Below are 18,218 nucleotides of genomic sequence, written 5' to 3'. Positions count from 1 at the left end.
GATGTTCAGGCGCGTCGCCCAGCAGCGTTTCGAGGACATGGTCGGCGAGGAGCAGACGGTAATGCTGCGCTCGGCACTGGATGACATCGCCGCGCTGGATTCGCTTCACCGCCGGTCGCGCCGTCTGCCTGAGGCGACCGGCAATCGGTTTTAAAAACGGACCTTACTCCGCCGGCATGGCAATCGCCCGGGCCGCCCGGTGGCCGGCCAGCATGACGCCAAGACCCAGGATCGGGAACACCGCTGCGACCAGGCCGAGGTCAGCCGGCGCGCCATAGTGCAGCACCGCGCCGCCGACGACGGCGCCCAGCGCCACGCCGAGGTAGAGCGCCGAAGCGTTTAGCGACAGCACGATGGGCGCTGCGTCGGGCGCCAGCCTGATGATGCGGCTGGCCTGCGCCGGCGGGAAGGCCCAGCCGACGATGCCCCACGGCACCATCATGGCCATCAGCGCCGGCCCGGCGATGCTGTGCGGCAGGAAGGCCGGGATGACCGAAAGCATCACCAGCATGACCGCACTCAGCGCCAGCGACCAGCTGACGGTGCGCGTCGCGCCGAAGCGGTCGGCGGCCTGCCCGCCGGCGATATTGCCGATGACGGCGCCGACACCGAACGCAAGCAGCATGCCGGGCAGCGCGATCGGGCTCAAGCCGCCGCCTTCGATGGCTAGCGGCGCGACAAAGGCAAAGACCGTGAAGGCGCCGGTGAGCGCCAGCAGCGTGGTCAGCAGGATCGATGGCACGCCGGGGCGAAGCGTTGCGGCCAGCCGCTGCCTGAGCGGCAGCTTGGTGCCGATGATGCCGCGCGGCAGCCGGTACCACAGGATTGCGCCGGCCAGTGCGCCGAGCCCGGCGATGGCAAAGAACGTGCCGCGCCAGCCGGCAACCGTCGCGACAAGCGCGCCGAGCGGTGCGCCGACCGCCACCGCCACCGTAGTGCCGCCGACGACGACGGCAATGGCGCGGGCGCGGTGATGATCATCGACAAGCGCCACGGCCGTCCCCTGCGCCGTCGCCGCAAACAGGCCGGACGACAGCGCCATGACGATGCGCGCGATCAGCAGCAGTTCGAAGGAGGAACTGAGCGCCGCCGCCAGGTTGCCCAGCACGAAAAACACCAGCGTCCACAAGATGACGCGTCGCCGGTCCCATTCGCCGGTCAGCGTCGCCAGGATCGGCGCGCCGAGCGCATAGGCGAGCGCGAAGGCGGTGATCAGCGTCCCGGCGAGCGGGACCGAGATGCCGGCATCCCCCGCGATGTCGGGCAGCAGGCTGGAGATGACGAAGCCTTCGGTCGCGATCGTGAATGATCCGAGCGCAAGCCAGAAGAGGCGCTTGTCCATAGTGAAATCCTTAGTTCAAAAGTTATTGAACAATTGTACATAATGGCGCATGTTGTCAATGAGCCGCCCGAGAATAGCCGAACCCTGCTGACAGCCCTATGTCAGGACAAGGTAGCGGGAGGTGGAAACTGAGGGCATCCACCAGGAGGAGATGCGTTGAAATCGGCCCTGATTGCGCTTAGTTCTCCGGCATGACGCTGCCCCACCCCACCGCCGACCAGATCAGCCTGCCGAACGTTCTTGCCGTGCTCGGCGATCCCACCCGGCTGGCCATCGTGCGCTATCTCGCCAGCAAGGAAGGCGTGCCGCTGAATTGCAGCCAGTTCCTCGATCTCGGCTCAAAGACCAATCTCAGCTACCATCTGGCCAAATTGCGGGAGGCCGGCGTCACCCGCACCGAGGTCGTCGGCACCAGCCGGCTGATCACGCTGCGCCGCGACGATCTCAATGCCCGCTTTCCCGGCCTGCTCGATAGCGTCATTGCCGCAGCCGTCGACGACCCCGCACTGCCCGCGGTCGGCGCCTCCGAGATCGAAGTCCGCGCCTAAGGCCGTAACTCGCCCCCGTGTAACAGGCAGGGCAACCGCGTTTGGATTCTTGCGAAGGTGGACCCCCACCCCAACCCTCCCCACAAGGGGCAGGGAACGCCGCGCGGCGGACACGCCAACGTCACCGCTGAATGCCACGCCAATTTTTGCAGAACTTGACACACACAACTATCAGCGCCAACGCAAGTCTCCCTCTCCCCCTTGTGGCCGGAGGGGTTCGGGTGGGGGTCTATCGGAGAGCGACAGCCTCGGCTTTCCAGCTGCGATAGCACTGGTGTAACAGGGGAGAGCAACCAAAGTCCTGCTAGGTCCGCCCTTCCCGACGAGTCATTCGTCGACCCAACGGAGCTTTCCATGCGCATTGCCGTTCTCGCCGATATCCACGGCAACATCCTCGCCCTGGACGCCGTGCTCGTCGATCTGCGGCAGCGCGGTGGTGCCCATCTTACAGTCAATCTCGGTGATTGCGTCTCCGGCCCGCTCTGGCCGCGCGAAACCATGGAGCGGCTTGAAGCGCTCGCCCTGCCGACAGTGCGCGGCAACCACGACCGCCGCGTCGCCCGCGATACCGCGGATGAAGCCATGTGGCCGTCCGACCGCTATGCGCAGGAACGGCTGACATCGGTCCAGCGCGAGGCACTGTTGGCCTTGCCGCTCACGCTGGAGGTCGCCCCAACCGTGATCGCCTTTCATGCCAGACCCGACCATGACGAAAAATACCTGACCGATACGATGGCCGACGGCCGGCTGGTGCGCGCGCCGCTGGTCGACATCAAGCGGCGGCTGGCCGCGCTCGATCCCGCTTGCCGCATCGTGCTGTGTGGCCACAGCCACCGCAGCGAACTGATCCGTATCCCCAACGGCCCGGTGGTCTTCAATCCGGGCAGCATCGGCTGCCCCGCTTATGGCGACGACACGCCACCGGCGCATGTCTCCGAGCAAGGCTCTCCGCATGCACGCTACGGCATCGTCGAATTGGGTGGGCCGGGCCGCTCCGACCGCTTCGAAGCCATCGCCGTCGACTATGACCATGAGGCGGCAGCGCGGCAGGCCGAACGGGCGGGACGGCCGGAATGGGCCTACGCGCTGCGCACCGGATTTATGTCAGGCTGAACGCAACGCGTTCATGTCAGGCTGAACGCAACGCGTTCATGCCGCCCCGGATTGAACGAGGAACGAGTTCATACCCCAGGCTGAACGCAACGCGTTCATGCCGCCCGGCTGAGCTTGCGTATGCCGCGGACCGAACACCATTCCCCAGCCGCATTTTCCGGCTTACATAGCGCCATGTCGTCGCCTATAAAATCGTGCTGGAATGCGGCGGTGATTCCGTGCCCGGCCGCGCCTCGGAAATGCTTCTATCGCCCACGGCCAAAATGATGAGGCGCACAGTTACGCTCCGAACGACGCTGCTGATTGCCGCCCCTCTCCTGCTGACGGCGCTGCTGCCGGCCAGGGCCGAGGAGGCGCCGTTCGTCTCCATCGTGACCGACCTTGCTCCGGGTGATCTCCTGAACGTCCGCGCCACGGCATCGGCGATGGGCAAGATCAAGGCTCGGCTGCCGAATGGCACGAGCGTCAACAATCTCGGCTGCACCGACGTCAATGGCTATCGTTGGTGCAAGGTCGCAGAAATTGACAACCCGCAACTGGCGGGATGGGCTCCCGCGCGCTACCTGAACCCCGAGAATCCGGCGGCAGTTGCGGAGGTGGATATCGAAGCGACCGGCGAAAGCACGGCCGTTGCAGCCGGCGACTCGAACCCGGCAACTGCAGGTCAGCCACCGCCGGACCTGACGGCGCGCCTGGATGCGACCGGTCGCGAACCCACGATGACTACCGTTGAGGCAATCGGCAGGTTGGCCATCGAGGATGCTTACCGCCTGGCGCTATTTGCCAGCGAAAATCCTTCGGCCGGCGAGACGCAGGCGCCCGCGGCAGCGAACAAGCCCATTCGCAATCGCGCCGCCAATGCGGCGCCTCCGGCCAACGCGCAAACCGTTGCGCGGCTGCAGCCGCCAGGCAGGCCCGCGCCGGCCCTGGGTGCCCGCAACGAGATTCCTTGCGCGCGCCATGTCGGCCAGCCGATGACCAGTTGCAAGGCAGGCGTTGTCCACACGGGCGACAAAGCCGAGGTCACCGTGACCTGGCCCGATGGCGGCACCCGCGTCATCAGATTCCAGGCCGGTCGGCCCGCCGGCTCGAATGCATCAGGTGAATTCCGCTACACCCGTGAGGGCAGCCTGAACATCATCCGTGTCGGCGTTGCCGAACGCTTCGAGATCACGGATCAGTGGTTAGGGGAATAGGCAGTAGGGGAGTAGGGGAATATGTTTGAGGGACGCGCCCTACTGCCCTACTGCCCTACTGCCCTACTGCCTTATTCCCCTACTCCCCTACTCCCCTACTCCCCTACTCTCCGCATTTTAGGGGGTTACATCCGGCAAAACTCTTCCCTATAAGGCCCTCCTAGCCTGATACCAGAATCGCGAGCACAACCGGCCGGGTCTTCCCGTCCGGTTTTTCGTGCAAGCCGCCTGCCGAACGGACCCTCGATATGCCAAGACGCACCGACATCAAGTCGATCCTGATCATCGGGGCCGGCCCCATTGTCATCGGTCAGGCCTGCGAATTCGACTATTCCGGCACCCAGGCCTGCAAGGCGCTCAAGGAAGAGGGTTTTCGCGTCATCCTGGTCAATTCCAACCCGGCCACCATCATGACCGACCCGGAACTGGCCGACGCCACCTATATCGAGCCGATCACGCCGGAAGTGGTGGCCAAGATCATCGCCAAGGAGCGGCCGGACGCGCTGCTGCCGACCATGGGCGGCCAGACCGCGCTCAACACCGCCCTGTCGCTGCGCCGCATGGGCGTGCTCGAGCGCTACAATGTCGAGATGATCGGCGCCGACGCCACGGCGATAGACAAGGCCGAGGACCGGGCGCTGTTTCGCGAGGCGATGAAGAAGATCGGCCTGGAAACGCCGAAATCGATGCTGGCCAACGCCACCGACGTCAAGAACGCCGACCGCAAGACGCACGAGGCCGAACGCGCCGCGCTGAAGGCCGAGAAGCCCGAAAACCTCGATGCCGCGCTCGACGCGCTCGAAACGCGCTGGAATCTCGGCGAGGGCGACCGCAAGCAGCGCTACATCAGCCATGGCATGGCGATCGCCGCACAGGCGCTCGACCATGTCGGCCTGCCCGCCATCATCCGGCCGTCCTTCACCATGGGCGGCACCGGCGGCGGCATCGCCTACAACCGCGCCGAATTCTACGAGATCGTCCAGTCCGGCCTCGACGCCTCGCCGACCACCGAAGTGCTGATCGAGGAAAGCGTGCTCGGCTGGAAGGAGTACGAGATGGAGGTTGTCCGCGACAAGGCCGACAACTGCATCATCGTCTGCTCGATCGAAAACATCGACCCGATGGGCGTGCACACCGGCGATTCGATCACCGTCGCCCCTGCCCTGACCTTGACCGACAAGGAATACCAGATGATGCGCAACGCCTCGATCGCGGTGCTGCGCGAGATCGGCGTCGAGACCGGCGGCTCCAACGTGCAGTTCGCCGTCAACCCCGCCGACGGGCGCCTGGTGGTGATCGAGATGAACCCGCGCGTCTCGCGCTCGTCGGCTCTCGCCTCCAAGGCGACCGGTTTTCCGATCGCCAAGATCGCGGCAAAGCTCGCCGTCGGCTACACGCTGGACGAGTTGGAGAACGACATCACCGGCGGCGCCACGCCCGCCTCGTTCGAGCCGTCGATCGATTACGTCGTCACCAAAATCCCGCGCTTTGCCTTCGAAAAATTCCCTGGCGCCGAGCCGGTGCTGACCACCGCGATGAAGTCGGTCGGCGAGGTCATGGCCATCGGCCGCACTTTTCAGGAATCGCTGCAGAAGGCGCTGCGCGGACTGGAAACCGGCCTCACCGGCCTCGACGAGATCGAGATCCCCGGCATCGCGCACGGCGCAGCCAGCCACGCCGACGACCGCAACGCCATTCGCGCTGCCCTCGGCACGCCGACGCCCGACCGGCTGCGCATGGTGGCGCAGGCGATCCGCATGGGCACCTCTCTGGAAGACGTGCACGCCATGTGCAAGATCGACCCGTGGTTCCTCGAACAGATCGCCGGCATCCTCAACATGGAAGCCCGCATTCGCGAGCACGGCATTCCCGAAGACGCCGCCAATCTGCGCATGCTGAAGGCGATGGGTTTCTCCGATGCCCGCCTCGCGTCCCTGGTCAGGAAAGACGTCGAAGAGGTTCAAAAGATACGCGAAAAGCTCGACGTTCATCCGGTTTACAAGCGCATCGATACTTGCGCCGCCGAGTTCGCCTCGCCGACCGCCTACATGTACTCGACCTATGAGGTGCCCTTCGCCGGCGCGCTCGCCAACGAAGCGCAAGTCTCGTCGCGAAAAAAAGTCGTCATCCTCGGCGGCGGCCCGAACCGCATCGGCCAGGGCATCGAGTTCGACTATTGCTGCTGCCACGCCGCCTTTGCGCTGCGCGACGCCGGCTTCGAGGCGATCATGGTCAACTGCAATCCGGAGACCGTGTCGACCGATTACGACACCTCGGACCGGCTCTATTTCGAGCCGCTGACGCCGGAGGACGTTTTGGAGATCCTGCGCGCCGAGCAGGCGTCGGGCGAGCTGGTCGGCGTCATCGTCCAATTCGGTGGCCAGACGCCGCTGAAGCTGGCGGATGCGCTGGAGAAGGCCGGCATCCCGATCCTCGGCACCTCGCCCGACATGATCGATCTCGCCGAAGACCGCGACCGCTTCCAGAAGTTGTTGCACAAGCTCGGCCTCAGCCAGCCGAAGAACGGCATCGCCTATTCGGTCGAGCAGGCCCGCCTCGTCGCCGGCGAGCTCGGCTTCCCGCTGGTGGTGCGCCCGTCCTATGTGCTCGGCGGCCGCGCCATGCAGATCATCCACGACGAGAGCATGCTGCAATCCTACCTGCTCGACACCGTGCCCGGCCTGGTGCCGGAGGACATCAAGCAGAAATACCCCAACGACAAGACCGGCCAGATCAACACACTGCTGGGCAAGAACCCGCTGCTGTTCGACACCTATCTCTCGGGCGCCATCGAGGTCGATGTCGACTGCCTGTGCGACGGCAAGTCGACCTTCGTCTCCGGCATCCTGGAGCACATCGAGGAGGCCGGTATCCATTCGGGCGACAGCGCCTGCTCGCTGCCGGTGCACTCGCTGCCGTCGGAGCTCGTCGACGAGTTGGAGCGCCAGACGGCCGCACTTGCCCGTGCGCTCAATGTCGGCGGCCTGATGAACGTGCAGTACGCGATCAAGGACGGCACGGTCTATGTGCTCGAGGTCAACCCGCGGGCGTCACGCACCGTGCCCTTCGTCGCCAAGACCATCGGCCGCCCCATTGCAAAGATTGCCGCCCGCATCATGGCCGGCGAGAGCCTGGAAGGCGCCTTCGCCCATTACGGCGCCATGCCCGACCCCAGAAATCCCGGCCACATCGCGGTCAAGGAAGCAGTGTTCCCCTTCGCCCGCTTCCCCGGCGTCGACATATTGCTCGGCCCGGAAATGCGCTCGACCGGCGAGGTCATGGGCCTCGACCGCGACTTCGCGCTGGCTTTCGCCAAGAGCCAGTTAGGAGCGGGTGTTGATCTCCCCCGCGCAGGCACGCTGTTCGTTTCGGTGCGCGACGAGGACAAGAAGGGCATCCTGCCCGCGGTCAAGCGCCTCGCCGGCCAGGGTTTTAAAGTAATGGCCACCTCGGGCACAGCCCGCTTCCTCGCCGAGAACGGCGTCGCTGCCGAGAAAATAAACAAGGTGCTGGAAGGCCGCCCGCACATCGAGGACGCCATCCGCAACCGGCAGGTGCAGATCGTCTTCAACACCACGGACGGCCAGAAGGCGGTGTCGGACTCAAAATCCCTGCGCCGCGCCACGCTGATGCAGAAGGTGCCGTATTACACGACGCTCTCGGGGGCCGCTGCGGTGGCCGAGGCTATTGCGGCGCTGCGGGCGGGGAGCCTGGAAGTCAGGCCGCTCCAGGAGTATTTTGCCTGAAGCAATTAGCTGATCCCCCCCAAGTGGGGAGATGGCCGGCAGGCCAGAGGGGGGCGCGTCCCGCCAACGCTGCGCACCGTGATCCGTCCAAAGCACGCTGTGCCGACGCCGCTCAGTTCAGAAATCCAATAAACCGCCCCGCGAACAGCACCGACGTCCACAGCACCAGCGACAGCAAAGCCAGGATGGTGACGGTCCCGCCGGCCGGCTCGTCGCCGCCTTTTGCGTGGCGCATGAAAATGAGAAAATTGGCGCCGGCGAGGAGTATGAGCGTCATCTTGGTGAGGAAAATCGGCCTCGCCGCATACTCGCTCGCCCTGATTGAAAAGAGCAGCGATCCCGTGATTAGTGCGCCGGCGAACGCGGCCAATGCGGTGCGGCGCAGCAGCGCGATGAACGCCGCCTGCGGCAGCGAGCGGAAGGCGCCCAAGATCCGGAGGTCCATGAGCCAGACGCTGGTCAGCAGCGCGCCGATCGACATGATGTGCAGCGCATTGACTATGGGATAGGCGATGAAGGAGGCCTTCAGCCCCCTTACGATGGCGAGTTGCTCGATGCCGGCGAGGAACTCGTCCATTCAAGCCGGCGGCACGCGGTCGGGATAGACGTCATAAGCCTTGCCGTTGACGATGACGCGGGCTGCTTTCATCCACTTCTCGGTCTCGTCGCGCGAGCGGTGGCCGATCGCGGTCACCTCGTCGCCGACCTTGGCGACTTCCGCGGTGAAGCCGGCGGCCATGGTGCGGGACGGCGGCGCCAAATCCACCCGCCAGGCCTCTCCGTCGGCGTCGACATCCAGCGTGGCGTGCGGATTGCCGATATAGATGGCTGTGATCTTGCCCCGGAGCTCAAAAAACCCATCCTGGGTCCAGGACCAGCCGTGATGGGCGTAAGCTGCGGTGCCAGCGGCAAGGATCACTGCCGCTGCCAGCGTGACGCTCCGAATCCCGTTGAAAGGTGACTGCATCGCTCGCCTCCTCGGCTCATCCCGCCAATCGAGACTAGGTCACGGCGCGGCAACGTCAAATCACATCGGTGCGAAGGCTCTGGGCGAAGCTATCGGTTGTCGATGTCGGCGCCGCCCCTCATCTGCCTGCCGGCATCTTCTCCCCGTCAAGAACGGGGAGAAGGGACCTAGCCGCAACGCTGGCACCCCCTCTCCCCGTCCTTCACGGGGAGAGGGTGAGGGTGAGGGGCAGCGCCAACCAGAAGCGATTGCCCCGCGGAATGAACGGTCCGGTCTTGCTTATGACATCCATGCACGCCATGTTCGGCCCCTACCCGCCGCCCTTCTTCTCCATTGAATGAAGGTCGGAGACTCACATCTGAACGAGGCACACCATGAGCAGTATGAGAGACCGTCAGGAAGGCTTCGAAAAGAAGTTTGCGATGGATGAGGACACGAAGTTCAGGGCCATGGCGCGCCGCAACAAGCTGCTTGGCCTATGGGCCGCCGAAAAGCTCGGCAAGTCAGGTGAGGACGCCGACGCCTATGCGAAAGAGGTGGTGCGCGCAGACTTCGAAGAGGCCGGGGACGACGACGTGTTGCGCAAAATACGCGCCGATTTCGACGCGGCGGGCGTCGCCCAGTCGGATGTTCAGATTCGCGGCGTCATGAACGACCTGCTGGCGACGGCGGTCGAGCAGATCAAAAACAGCTGAGAGAGCGCCAACTTAAAGCGCGACGCGACGCGCTTTACGCTCTCTTTTATGCGTTTCCCAAAACCGCTGCGCATCTCGGGTCAGGCCCGCGGGCATGCGTTTGGGTGACATGCATTAGCTGTGGGCTGCCACCAGATCCTTTAAGCGCTCTTCGTGCATCCGCAGCGTCGGTAGCATCTTCTTGGCGAATTCCTTCAGCGCCGGATCTTCGCCCGACTGCGCATAGGTTGAAAACAGCGCCAACGCCTGCTTGTGCGCCTCGGTCTGCAGGAGGATGAATTTCGCCTGGAATTCATCGCCATCGAGGTTCTTGAGCTGGTCGAGCATCGCCTGGTCTTTCGGCAGCAAAGCCGGGCCGCTCGCTGTCACCGAAGCCGTGATCTGGCTCTGTTCGAGAGCTGCCTTGAAATCCTCGCCAGCCTTGGTGTGATCCCTGATCATCTGCGAGGCGAAATCCTTCACATCGGCGGCGACATTCTTTTGTTCGGCCAGCTTGCTGGTTTCAATCTCGAACCGGTTGGCGCTGGGGACCGTTCTGGAGAAGGTCTCGGTGTCGATCTTGGTTTGGCCGACAGCAGGTATATCGGCCGGCGTGGCGGATTGGGCTAGGGCCGCTGGCGTGCCGGCAAGCAAGGCGACCATGGCAAGCGTGAGATTTGTTTTCACAGGAAATCTCCGGGTTTGTGATCCTCGGAGAGTCCAACGCGACACCAGCGGCGAAGTTGCGCCTTTCCTTCTCCCCTTTGCGGGAGAAGGTGGCCGAGCGAAGCTCGGTCGGATGAGGGGTGTTCCAGCTTGGCGGTACACTTGATGAGCAGCCATCAGCACAGAGACGGTGCACATTTGCCAACGCCTATTTCTTCCAGCACCCCTCATCCGTCTCGGCGCTATGCGCCGATCCACCTTCTCCCACAAGAGAAGGCAAGACCTCAGTGGCAGCACACGCCGTTATACTGCAGCTGCTCGTCCCAGTTCGGCCGGCCCCCCGGTGTGAAATCCATCAGGTTCCACAAGGGCTCGCAAGTGCCGATGGCGCGCGGGTCCTGACCGGGTTCGGACGGCGCGAAGCCAAGCTCCGAGCTCCAGAAATGCCGGATGCCATTGGCGTCGCGATGGAACACCGACAGCATCGGAAGTTGCGCGCCGTCGTCGGCCTCGGCGTGATAGTCGCGCTTGAAGCTGTTGCCGGCCGAGGAGAGCAGCCGCATGTTCGTCCAGCCGCGATCGCGGCCAAGCGTGATCAGGTTTTCAAGCGCGGTCTTGCCCACAACGGCAAAATTGAAGCCGGCGGCCTCGAGATGGCCGATGGCGCCGTCGAACTGGTCGAGCAGCGCCGTGCAGGACGGGCATGGCTGGTCGGCCCGCGCGAGCTTGGCAGTGCCGCCGCTTGTCGCCACGTCGCGCGTCTCCTGCGGGTGGCGCGGAAACATCATCGAGTAGACGATCAGCGTGTCCTTGCCGGGTGAAAACAGCTCCGACAGTTTTATGCGGGCCGGCTTGCCGTCGGCGCCAGGCCCGTCGAACACATAATCCTGAGGCACCAGCCCGCCCGGCGGCAGTGCACGGCGGGCGACGGCCACATCCTCCATGGCGCGGCGCAGCTCGATTTCCTTTTGCAGCAGCGTTTCGCGGGCGGCGCGATATTCAGCGGATTCGTTGGGAAAGGTGATCATCGTCGTCTCCATCAGCCGTGCTTGTTGCGGCGCGCTCCCTACGCGGCAGCGCACCTTGCCTCTCAAGGACGCATGGCGAGGCAGGGTTCCGACATTTTGCACGCCTGGCCCGGCGATAAGGCCTTAACGGCTCCGCCTTCGCCAGCGACAGAGGCTACTGCGGCGGCACTGGGCAGCTCGTATCGCCCTCCTGGCAGTTGAGATAGCCCTGAAAATCCTTCAGCCTGATGTTGGTGAGGCTCGCCTTGCAGCCGGCTATGACCATCGGATACATGCTGCCTGCCATATCGGTCGGGCCGCCCTGGAAAGCGCATTCGGCATCGCGAAAGGCGACCCAGGCGCGCTGCGCGCCGACCAGCAGCTTCTTCGTCGCCGCGTCGTCCTTCAGCCGGCCTTCGATCTGCCTGTAGGCGTGGTTGAGCTTCTTGTCGGCTTCGGTGAACGACTTGCCGGCGCATTCGTTCATGGCCGCCTGGTCCTGTGCGTCGGCGCAATCGTCGGCGCGCGCGACGCCCGCAAGAAGCGGAAGGGCGAGGATCACCAGACCCGTTTTGGCCAGACCGGTTTTGGCCAGACCGGTTTTGAAAAGTAAAAGCCGCATCGTGTTTCTCCGGTTTCGGTCGAGACCCCGCCCGCGGCACGAAAGCCGCAGGATCGCAGCTTAACGCCCGAACGGTTGCCGGCAAGATGCAGCCTGCCGCCTTGGTGGACACTTCGTTTCCGCGCAATGCTCGCTGATCGGCTTCGCCAACCGCTCCTCACCCCGCCCAGTCGACTTCGAACATCCCCAGCCGCTCGTAGAGCCTGACCGCGGCAGCATTCTCAACCGTGTTGGTTTTGAGATCGACATGCGCAGCGCCGCGTGCGTGAAAGGCGGTGAAGACGTGCCACATCAGCGCTTCGGCGATGCCTCGGCCGCGCGCCTCGGGGTGGACGGCAAGGTCTTTCACGAACGCTCTCGTCCAGCACAGTGCCGCCCCCGCCAGCCGACCCTTGCTGTCGATAACCAGGAAACACAAGGCAGGGTCGAATTCCGCGTCGCTTGAAATGCGCGGCCACCATTTGTCGAACGGCCCGTCGGCGCCATCGTCGAAGACGGTGGTGAGCAGCGCATGCAAAGCGAGCGCGTCGGCGGCCTCAAAACCGCGCATGACAAAACCTTCCGGCCAGCGCGGCGTGGCGAGCGTGTCGTCGAGGATCTTGCGCAGCCTTATGTCGTTCGGCGCCGGCGGGCGCGGCTCAGGCATGGCGTTCAGGCGTCGGGCTGCAGGCGACGCCGACTGCGGTCGCGGCCCAGGCCGGTTTGTTCCAGCATGCCCTTGCGCTTGGCGTCGTAATAATAGCCGCTCTGGTAGAGCCGATCGGCGCGCTTGGCGTTGCCGCCGGCCACCAGCCAGGCGCCACGCAGATATTTCACCGCATATTTCAGATTGGTCTCGGCGTCGAACAACCCGCTCGCCGGCCCGTCATAGCCCATGCCGCGCGCCGTCGCATGCTTGATCTGCATCAGCCCCCAGTGGCCGCGACTGTAGGCCTTGGGATTGAAGGTGCTCTCGCGCTTGACGACGCGGCGCACCAGATCGACCGGAACCTGATAGAGGACGGCATATTTCTCGATCAGCCGCTCGATCTCGCCGCGCGGTCCCGCGGAATACTCCTTAGCAAGGCTGGTCGAAGGCAGGGCGGACGGATTCTCAGGCAGGGTGTAGGCGACCTGCTGGACGCCTGGCATCGTCTTGCCTGTCTCGCCGGTGACCGGCATCGCAACGGCGGCGGTCGCATAGACAGGCGCTGTGCCGGCTGGCGCGGCATCGGCCGTCATGACTGCAGGTGCGGCCAACGGAGTCGGGCCGGCAAAGGCAGCTGGCTGGGCAGGCGTCGCGGCGGGGTCGACGGACAGCGACGCGGTCTGGACAGGCGTGACGCCGGACGATTCCGGCAACACCGAAACCGTGTCGGGCAGCGCCAGCGCATAGCCGGCGTCGCTACCAGCTGCGGCGGTTTCAGTCATGAAAGGCACGGCCTTGGTCTGCGCGGTCGAAGTGCAGCCGCTGAGACCGGCCGCAACGAGCATCACGCCGATCGCGGGAAAGATGATTTTTGCTGGCAAGCCGCGCTCGGGTCCGGTTCGTCTGTTAAGAAGTCCTTACACCAGCGGCTTTCCCCCGGCAATCCGCAGCCAGTTGGGATTCCCAATGGTTTTCGGGTGGCAACAGACCCCTTGGAATGCGATATCTCGTTCTCGATATGTACTGGATTGCCGTTCGTTCGGAAAGGAGCACATCATGGAAGACACCTCTCAAGCCTTCGCCAACCACGCCGTCTTCGAAACCATGATCGGCTTCATGGGCATCGCCTGGAGCGAGGCCGGGCTGACGAGGCTTTGCCTGCCCCAGCGCAGCCGCGACGCGGTGGAACGGCGGTTGCTGCGCCATGCCGGCAACGCCGCTTCGAGCGCCCGACCGCAATGGGTTACCGATCTGATCGCGTCGATAAAGGCCTATGCCGCCGGCGAAGACGTGGCTTTCTCCGGTGTGCCGGTCGATCTCACCGGTGTCGACGATTTCCGCCTCGCAATCTACGACGCGGCGCGCAAGCTCGCCTATGGCGAGACCACCACCTATGGCGAACTGGCCAGGCGCGCCGGCCATGCCGGGCTGGCGCGAGAGACAGGCGCTGCGCTCGGCGCCAACCCGGTGCCGCTGGTCATTCCTTGCCATCGCATTCTTGCCGCCGGCGGCAAGATCGGCGGTTTTTCAGCGCCAGGCGGCTCGACCACCAAGGAGAAGATGCTGGCGATGGAAGGCGTGCGCGTCGGTCCGCCGCCGCCGGCGCAGGTCTCTTTTGGATTTTGAGGCCGACATTGCTAGTCCGGAAAGATGCGCCGGCGGAAATGCCGGTCTGTTTCCACGCGCTTGCACTTGTAGACGATGCAGGAGTTGGTATCGGCGCTCGGCACCGAAGCGCGTGCCCTGACCTCGCCCATGTTGCAGAAACTCTGGCTCCGCACATAACGGTCGTAGAGCGGCAGCCCCGGCGTGCGCGTCGACTGATAACGTAGGATGACGGCGCCTTCGCGTGCGATCGTCGCGCGCACCGTGCCGCAGCTCATGCGGCTCGGGTCATAGCGCGAGATCGCCTGCGCCTGGGCGGCGACCAGCGTCAGGCAGGCGGCAAACAGGACAGTTTTCATGGTCCTCTCCCCAAACAGGACCGGACGCTCGGAGGCGGCACGATCCCTTCCCGCAGCGTGCGCCATAGGCCATGCGACCCGGCAACGCCCGACGCTGCAACGCTTTCACGCGATTGGGACGGCCATTGGGCAGCGCCGCATCAGCACCTTTTTTCGTGCAGTCTTGTTTTTTGCGGAGAAGCGGACTATATGAGGTCCATTGATATTTCGGCCGATCGATCCGGGCCTCGCGATATTCGCGTTTGCTGACGTCTATCTCCAAAATCTCGATACAAACCGGCTGGACTTCGGTTCAGTCAAGCTAAAGCAAACGTATAAGGACTATCGAAATGGCAACAGGTACGGTCAAGTGGTTTAATTCCACCAAGGGTTTCGGCTTCATCCAGCCTGACAGCGGCGGCGCGGACGTTTTCGTCCACATCTCCGCAGTCGAGCGCGCTGGGCTGTCGACCCTGGTCGAAGGCCAGAAGATCAACTTCGAGATCGAGCAGGACCGCCGCACTGGCAAGTCGTCCGCTGGATCTCTGAGCAAGGCAGCCTGATTTTGCGAATGGCGCGCGCCGGGCGATAGCTCGGGGCGCGCGGCAAGTCACGGATGTACTGACGGTCGCGCGAGAAGCGCGCCGGAGCGGAAAGAACCCGACAAGCCGAAGCAGCAGATTGCTGCCGGCCCGGCCAAAGCGCTCCCGATCAGGCTACCAAGCATGGGAAGGCGGGATTTTGTCCCGCCTTTTTGCTGTCCGGATTTTAGACACCGACAATTGGCGAAACCGGCGCTGCGGCGTCCTTCTCCCCGTCACTATACGGGGAGAAGTGCCCGGCAGGGCGATGAGGGGCAGCGCGACGCATCAGGATTAGCTACCCATCGCAGAGCCAAGCACGACATTGCGATAGAGGCTGGCGCCGCCCCTCATCTGGCTGCCGCCATCTTCTCCCCGTATAGAGACGGGGAGAAGGACGCTTTGTCCGAACCTTTCGCCAATCGCCAATCTTGCTCAGGAGAATCGGCGAGCAGCATCTTCGATGGATAACTACCCCAGCCACTCCATCGGCACATGCCCAGGATCAGTCTCGACCCGTTTCAGCCAGGCCGCCACCGCCGGGTAGGCGTCGAGCTGAAAACCGCCCATCTCGGCCGTATGCGTATAGGCGTAGAGCGCGATGTCGGCGACGCTCAAGGCCTCGCCGGCAAAGAACGCACTGTCCGCCAGATGCTTGTTCATCACGCCGAGCGCCTTGTTGCCGCGCTCCAGCGTAACCGCCAGCCGTTCCGGCGCCGCGTCCTTGGCCCGTTCGGGAAAGGTCAGCAGCGCCTTGCGCACCGCGATATAGGGTTCGTGGCTGTACTGCTCGAAGAACAGCCATTGATAGGCCAGTGCCCGCTCGTATCTGTCGGCCGGCAGCAACCGCGTGCCGTCGGCGAGATAGAGCAGAATGGCGTTGGATTCGGCAAGCCGCCGGCCGTCGTCGAGCTCGAGCAGCGGCACCATGGCGTTCGGGTTCTTGGCGACATAGTCTGGCTTGCGCGTGTCGCCGGTGTGCGAGCTGACCTCGACATTGGTGAAAGCGATGCCGAGCTTGGCCATCAACAGGCGCGGCTTGTAGCAATTGCCGCTGTCGATCATTCCATAGAGTATGGTCATTCTTGCTCCCATCGCCGCTCCCCTCGGCGGAGCCGCCTTTACCGGCAATTATCCTGGCAGCGACGGCTTCATCCAGTGATTTGTTTTGGCGCAACCATCAGCGCCGCTGATAGATCACCCAAACAACGGCACGACGTTGTTGGCCATGCCAAGCAGCCTGTCGATGGGCAGCGGCTCCTCGTCGAAGACCGTGCCGGCCAGCGCCGGCCGGGCAAGGTAAAATCCTTGCATCAGGTCAACGCCGCCGTCCAGCGCGACGCGCAGATGCGTGGCTTGCTCGATGCCTTCGACCAGCACTTTGGCGCCGCGGTCATGCAGCGCGGAGACCAGCGGCCGGAAAAACCGTTCGGCGGCGGCATGGCGGCAGAATTCCGCAAACCAGGTGCCGTCGATCTTGACGATGTCGGGCTGGACAAGAGCGACCCGTTCTTCCGTCGAATGCCCGGTGCCGAAATCGTCGATGGCGATGCGGATGCCGTCACGCCGCATCTCGCGCGCCAGGCTGACGAGCACCTTGTCTTCAGCCGCCTGCTCGGTGATCTCGCAGACCAGCATGCCGGGGTGCAGATCGAACTCGGCGAGACGCCTGGTCATCAGCCTGATTTCTGCCAGCGCTCGCCCGGGGTCATCGTTGATCAGCGGATTGTAGTTGAAGAACAGGTCGAGCCCGCCGACGCCGATGTTGCGGAAATTCCTGAGATGCAGTACCCGGCACATCGTCTCGACGAACAGGCGATCCGCCAGGGGGATGCCGTCGAAGAATACGCGCGGCGCGACCGGCCTGCCGGCGCGGTGCGGCTCGATCAGGCCTTCGACGGCGACGGCCTTCAAAAACCTGCCGCGCGGCGCAAAAATCGGCTGGTAGGCGCTCCTCAGCCGGAACGCGCCATAGACGCCATATTCGATCCCGACTTCGTCGGCAAAGATTGCCTCGCCGATATTGCGCCGCTTGTCGGGCCGCCTGGTCATGGCACCACCTTGCGCCCGAAAGCCCGTTTCGGCCGCGGCGAAGGCGAGACGGTCGCAGGCGCCGCGCCGGCGTCAGGCGCCGTCACCGGCATCTGCCTTTCCTTGCCGAAGACTTGGATTTCGTTGCCGAAGACTCGGCTTTCCTTGCCGAAGACGTGAAAGCTGGTTGGTGCAAGCTCCGGGCGCGCCAGCGCGAATCCCTGCACCATCGAGGCTCCCGATTTCTCGGCCAGTTCAAGCTGCCAGCCCTCCTCGATGCCCTCGAACACGGTGCGGATGCCTTGTTGTTCGAAACTTGCCACCATGGCGGTCAGCAGCGCGAAGCCGGCGCCGGACTCCATCAGTTGCATGATCCAGTTGGCGTCGAATTTCACGATGTCAGGCCTAAGCTCCTTGATCCGGTTGATGTCGGACTCTTCGGCGCCGTAGTCGTCGACGGCGATGCGAAACCCGTTGGCCCTGAGCGCCTCGACGAAATTGTAGAGCGTTTCCTGCGACGCCGACTTTTGCTCGGTCACCTCGCAGACGACGCGGTTCGCATCGATCCCGGCCTCATGCAGCACCAGCCGCATGTCGCGCAGCGCGCTGTCGGCGATGCTGCGATCGGTGAACACCGACGGATCGAAGTTGATGAAAATGAATGCCTCCTGCGGCAGGCAGGCGCCGGCGTTCAAAAGGTGCAGCGTCCTTGTCAGCGCCTCGATATGCAGGCGGTCGACCGTCGGACAGGCGTTGAAAAAAGTCACCGGCGTCTGCGGCTCGGCGTCGCGGAACGGCCGGATCAGGCCCTCGAATCCGGTGATGGACAATTTGCCGTTGCTGAAGCCAAAAATCGGCTGGAACGCGCTTTGCAGCGTATAATTGCCCCAGACACCGCTGGCGGTGCCGTCATCGTGGCGGACGATATGGGCAAGCCCGATGCTGCGCGACACGGTTCCTCCCGTTGCGAGACTGGTGGAATGGGTCGTGATCCAGCCGACCGGAGTTTTACCGCGTGTAAGTGAATTTATTGTTGCCGGATTTGCCGGGGGATTTGAGGTCTGGCTCATCCGACAATGCTTGCGCTTGGCGGGATGATGCGACATGAGAGACGCCGCGGTCGGACGCACCGCCAAGCCTACAAGGAGACAACG

20 protein-coding genes are annotated in these 18,218 nt (G+C 64.1%); 8 read left to right on the top strand and 12 right to left on the bottom strand.

Annotated features, from left to right (window positions below):
* Position 1 precedes the first annotated feature (1 nt).
* The gene (locus AC0L2C_RS03840) at positions 2 to 154 is read left to right on the top strand and encodes a hypothetical protein (RefSeq protein WP_473522733.1); all 153 of its coding nucleotides are present in this window, start codon (positions 2 to 4) and stop codon (positions 152 to 154) included.
* A 9-nt stretch (positions 155 to 163) separates the two neighbouring features.
* On the opposite strand, the gene AC0L2C_RS03835 is transcribed toward AC0L2C_RS03840, so the two are convergent.
* Positions 164 to 1,342 (bottom strand): MFS transporter, encoded by a 1,179-nt coding sequence (locus tag AC0L2C_RS03835; protein WP_473522732.1) that lies wholly within the window; start codon positions 1,340 to 1,342, stop codon positions 164 to 166.
* A gap of 191 nt (positions 1,343 to 1,533) precedes the next feature.
* Here AC0L2C_RS03835 and AC0L2C_RS03830 point away from each other — a divergent pair, with 191 nt between their 5' ends.
* From AC0L2C_RS03830 to carB, 4 genes are all read left to right on the top strand, one after another.
* Positions 1,534 to 1,890, top strand: coding sequence for an ArsR/SmtB family transcription factor (locus AC0L2C_RS03830; protein ID WP_027151146.1), 357 nt, complete (start codon positions 1,534 to 1,536; stop codon positions 1,888 to 1,890).
* Between the two features lie 354 nt (positions 1,891 to 2,244).
* On the top strand, positions 2,245 to 3,003 hold the full coding sequence (locus AC0L2C_RS03825) for a metallophosphoesterase family protein (RefSeq protein ID WP_473522731.1): 759 nt from the start codon (positions 2,245 to 2,247) through the stop codon (positions 3,001 to 3,003).
* Between the two features lie 239 nt (positions 3,004 to 3,242).
* Positions 3,243 to 4,199 (top strand): SH3 domain-containing protein, encoded by a 957-nt coding sequence (locus tag AC0L2C_RS03820; RefSeq protein ID WP_473522794.1) that lies wholly within the window; start codon positions 3,243 to 3,245, stop codon positions 4,197 to 4,199.
* Positions 4,200 to 4,447: 248 nt separating this feature from the next.
* The gene (gene carB, locus AC0L2C_RS03815; protein WP_473522730.1) at positions 4,448 to 7,945 is read left to right on the top strand and encodes a carbamoyl-phosphate synthase large subunit; all 3,498 of its coding nucleotides are present in this window, start codon (positions 4,448 to 4,450) and stop codon (positions 7,943 to 7,945) included.
* 112 nt (positions 7,946 to 8,057) lie between these two features.
* Here carB and AC0L2C_RS03810 read toward each other — a convergent pair whose 3' ends face one another.
* A complete protein-coding gene (locus AC0L2C_RS03810; RefSeq protein ID WP_287064133.1) occupies positions 8,058 to 8,522 on the bottom strand; it encodes a hypothetical protein in 465 nt (154 codons plus the stop codon).
* A complete protein-coding gene (locus AC0L2C_RS03805; protein WP_473522729.1) occupies positions 8,523 to 8,912 on the bottom strand; it encodes a DUF6152 family protein in 390 nt (129 codons plus the stop codon).
* 374 nt (positions 8,913 to 9,286) lie between these two features.
* Here AC0L2C_RS03805 and AC0L2C_RS03800 point away from each other — a divergent pair, with 374 nt between their 5' ends.
* Positions 9,287 to 9,607: a DUF1476 domain-containing protein gene (locus AC0L2C_RS03800; RefSeq protein ID WP_031255188.1), complete on the top strand. Its 321-nt coding sequence runs from the start codon at positions 9,287 to 9,289 to the stop codon at positions 9,605 to 9,607.
* 114 nt (positions 9,608 to 9,721) lie between these two features.
* Here AC0L2C_RS03800 and AC0L2C_RS03795 read toward each other — a convergent pair whose 3' ends face one another.
* The 5 genes from AC0L2C_RS03795 to AC0L2C_RS03775 form a co-directional block, all read right to left on the bottom strand.
* Complete coding sequence (locus AC0L2C_RS03795) at positions 9,722 to 10,273, bottom strand: DUF4142 domain-containing protein (protein WP_287239973.1); 552 nt, start codon at positions 10,271 to 10,273, stop codon at positions 9,722 to 9,724.
* Positions 10,274 to 10,536: 263 nt separating this feature from the next.
* Complete coding sequence (locus tag AC0L2C_RS03790) at positions 10,537 to 11,280, bottom strand: DUF899 family protein (protein ID WP_473522728.1); 744 nt, start codon at positions 11,278 to 11,280, stop codon at positions 10,537 to 10,539.
* Positions 11,281 to 11,434: 154 nt separating this feature from the next.
* Complete coding sequence (locus tag AC0L2C_RS03785; RefSeq protein WP_287239975.1) at positions 11,435 to 11,881, bottom strand: lysozyme inhibitor LprI family protein; 447 nt, start codon at positions 11,879 to 11,881, stop codon at positions 11,435 to 11,437.
* A 157-nt stretch (positions 11,882 to 12,038) separates the two neighbouring features.
* Positions 12,039 to 12,527: a GNAT family N-acetyltransferase gene (locus AC0L2C_RS03780; protein WP_287239976.1), complete on the bottom strand. Its 489-nt coding sequence runs from the start codon at positions 12,525 to 12,527 to the stop codon at positions 12,039 to 12,041.
* A 5-nt stretch (positions 12,528 to 12,532) separates the two neighbouring features.
* Positions 12,533 to 13,390, bottom strand: coding sequence for a lytic transglycosylase domain-containing protein (locus AC0L2C_RS03775; RefSeq protein ID WP_287239977.1), 858 nt, complete (start codon positions 13,388 to 13,390; stop codon positions 12,533 to 12,535).
* A 175-nt stretch (positions 13,391 to 13,565) separates the two neighbouring features.
* On the opposite strand from AC0L2C_RS03775, the gene AC0L2C_RS03770 reads away from it, so the two are divergent.
* The gene (locus AC0L2C_RS03770) at positions 13,566 to 14,135 is read left to right on the top strand and encodes a methylated-DNA--[protein]-cysteine S-methyltransferase (RefSeq protein WP_473522727.1); all 570 of its coding nucleotides are present in this window, start codon (positions 13,566 to 13,568) and stop codon (positions 14,133 to 14,135) included.
* 11 nt (positions 14,136 to 14,146) lie between these two features.
* Here AC0L2C_RS03770 and AC0L2C_RS03765 read toward each other — a convergent pair whose 3' ends face one another.
* Complete coding sequence (locus tag AC0L2C_RS03765) at positions 14,147 to 14,473, bottom strand: hypothetical protein (RefSeq protein ID WP_128176335.1); 327 nt, start codon at positions 14,471 to 14,473, stop codon at positions 14,147 to 14,149.
* Positions 14,474 to 14,802: 329 nt separating this feature from the next.
* Between AC0L2C_RS03765 and AC0L2C_RS03760 the strand changes: the two genes are divergently transcribed.
* Complete coding sequence (locus AC0L2C_RS03760; protein ID WP_023678332.1) at positions 14,803 to 15,015, top strand: cold-shock protein; 213 nt, start codon at positions 14,803 to 14,805, stop codon at positions 15,013 to 15,015.
* 489 nt (positions 15,016 to 15,504) lie between these two features.
* Here the strand turns inward: AC0L2C_RS03760 and AC0L2C_RS03755 are convergent, their stop codons facing one another.
* The 3 genes from AC0L2C_RS03755 to AC0L2C_RS03745 all read right to left on the bottom strand — a co-directional run bounded on the left by AC0L2C_RS03755 (position 15,505) and on the right by AC0L2C_RS03745 (position 18,017).
* Entirely contained in the window at positions 15,505 to 16,116 is a 612-nt protein-coding gene (locus AC0L2C_RS03755) for a glutathione S-transferase family protein (RefSeq protein ID WP_473522726.1), read from the bottom strand.
* A 114-nt stretch (positions 16,117 to 16,230) separates the two neighbouring features.
* The gene (locus tag AC0L2C_RS03750) at positions 16,231 to 17,085 is read right to left on the bottom strand and encodes an EAL domain-containing protein (protein WP_287239981.1); all 855 of its coding nucleotides are present in this window, start codon (positions 17,083 to 17,085) and stop codon (positions 16,231 to 16,233) included.
* Complete coding sequence (locus tag AC0L2C_RS03745; RefSeq protein ID WP_473522725.1) at positions 17,082 to 18,017, bottom strand: EAL domain-containing protein; 936 nt, start codon at positions 18,015 to 18,017, stop codon at positions 17,082 to 17,084. Before AC0L2C_RS03745 ends, AC0L2C_RS03750 begins: the two co-directional genes overlap by 4 nt.
* Positions 18,018 to 18,218 lie beyond the last annotated feature (201 nt).

It is taken from the genome of Mesorhizobium sp. WSM4845, from assembly GCF_055811455.1.
Note: the sequence above shows the minus strand (reverse complement) of the source record. Positions and strands in the feature narration are given on the sequence as shown.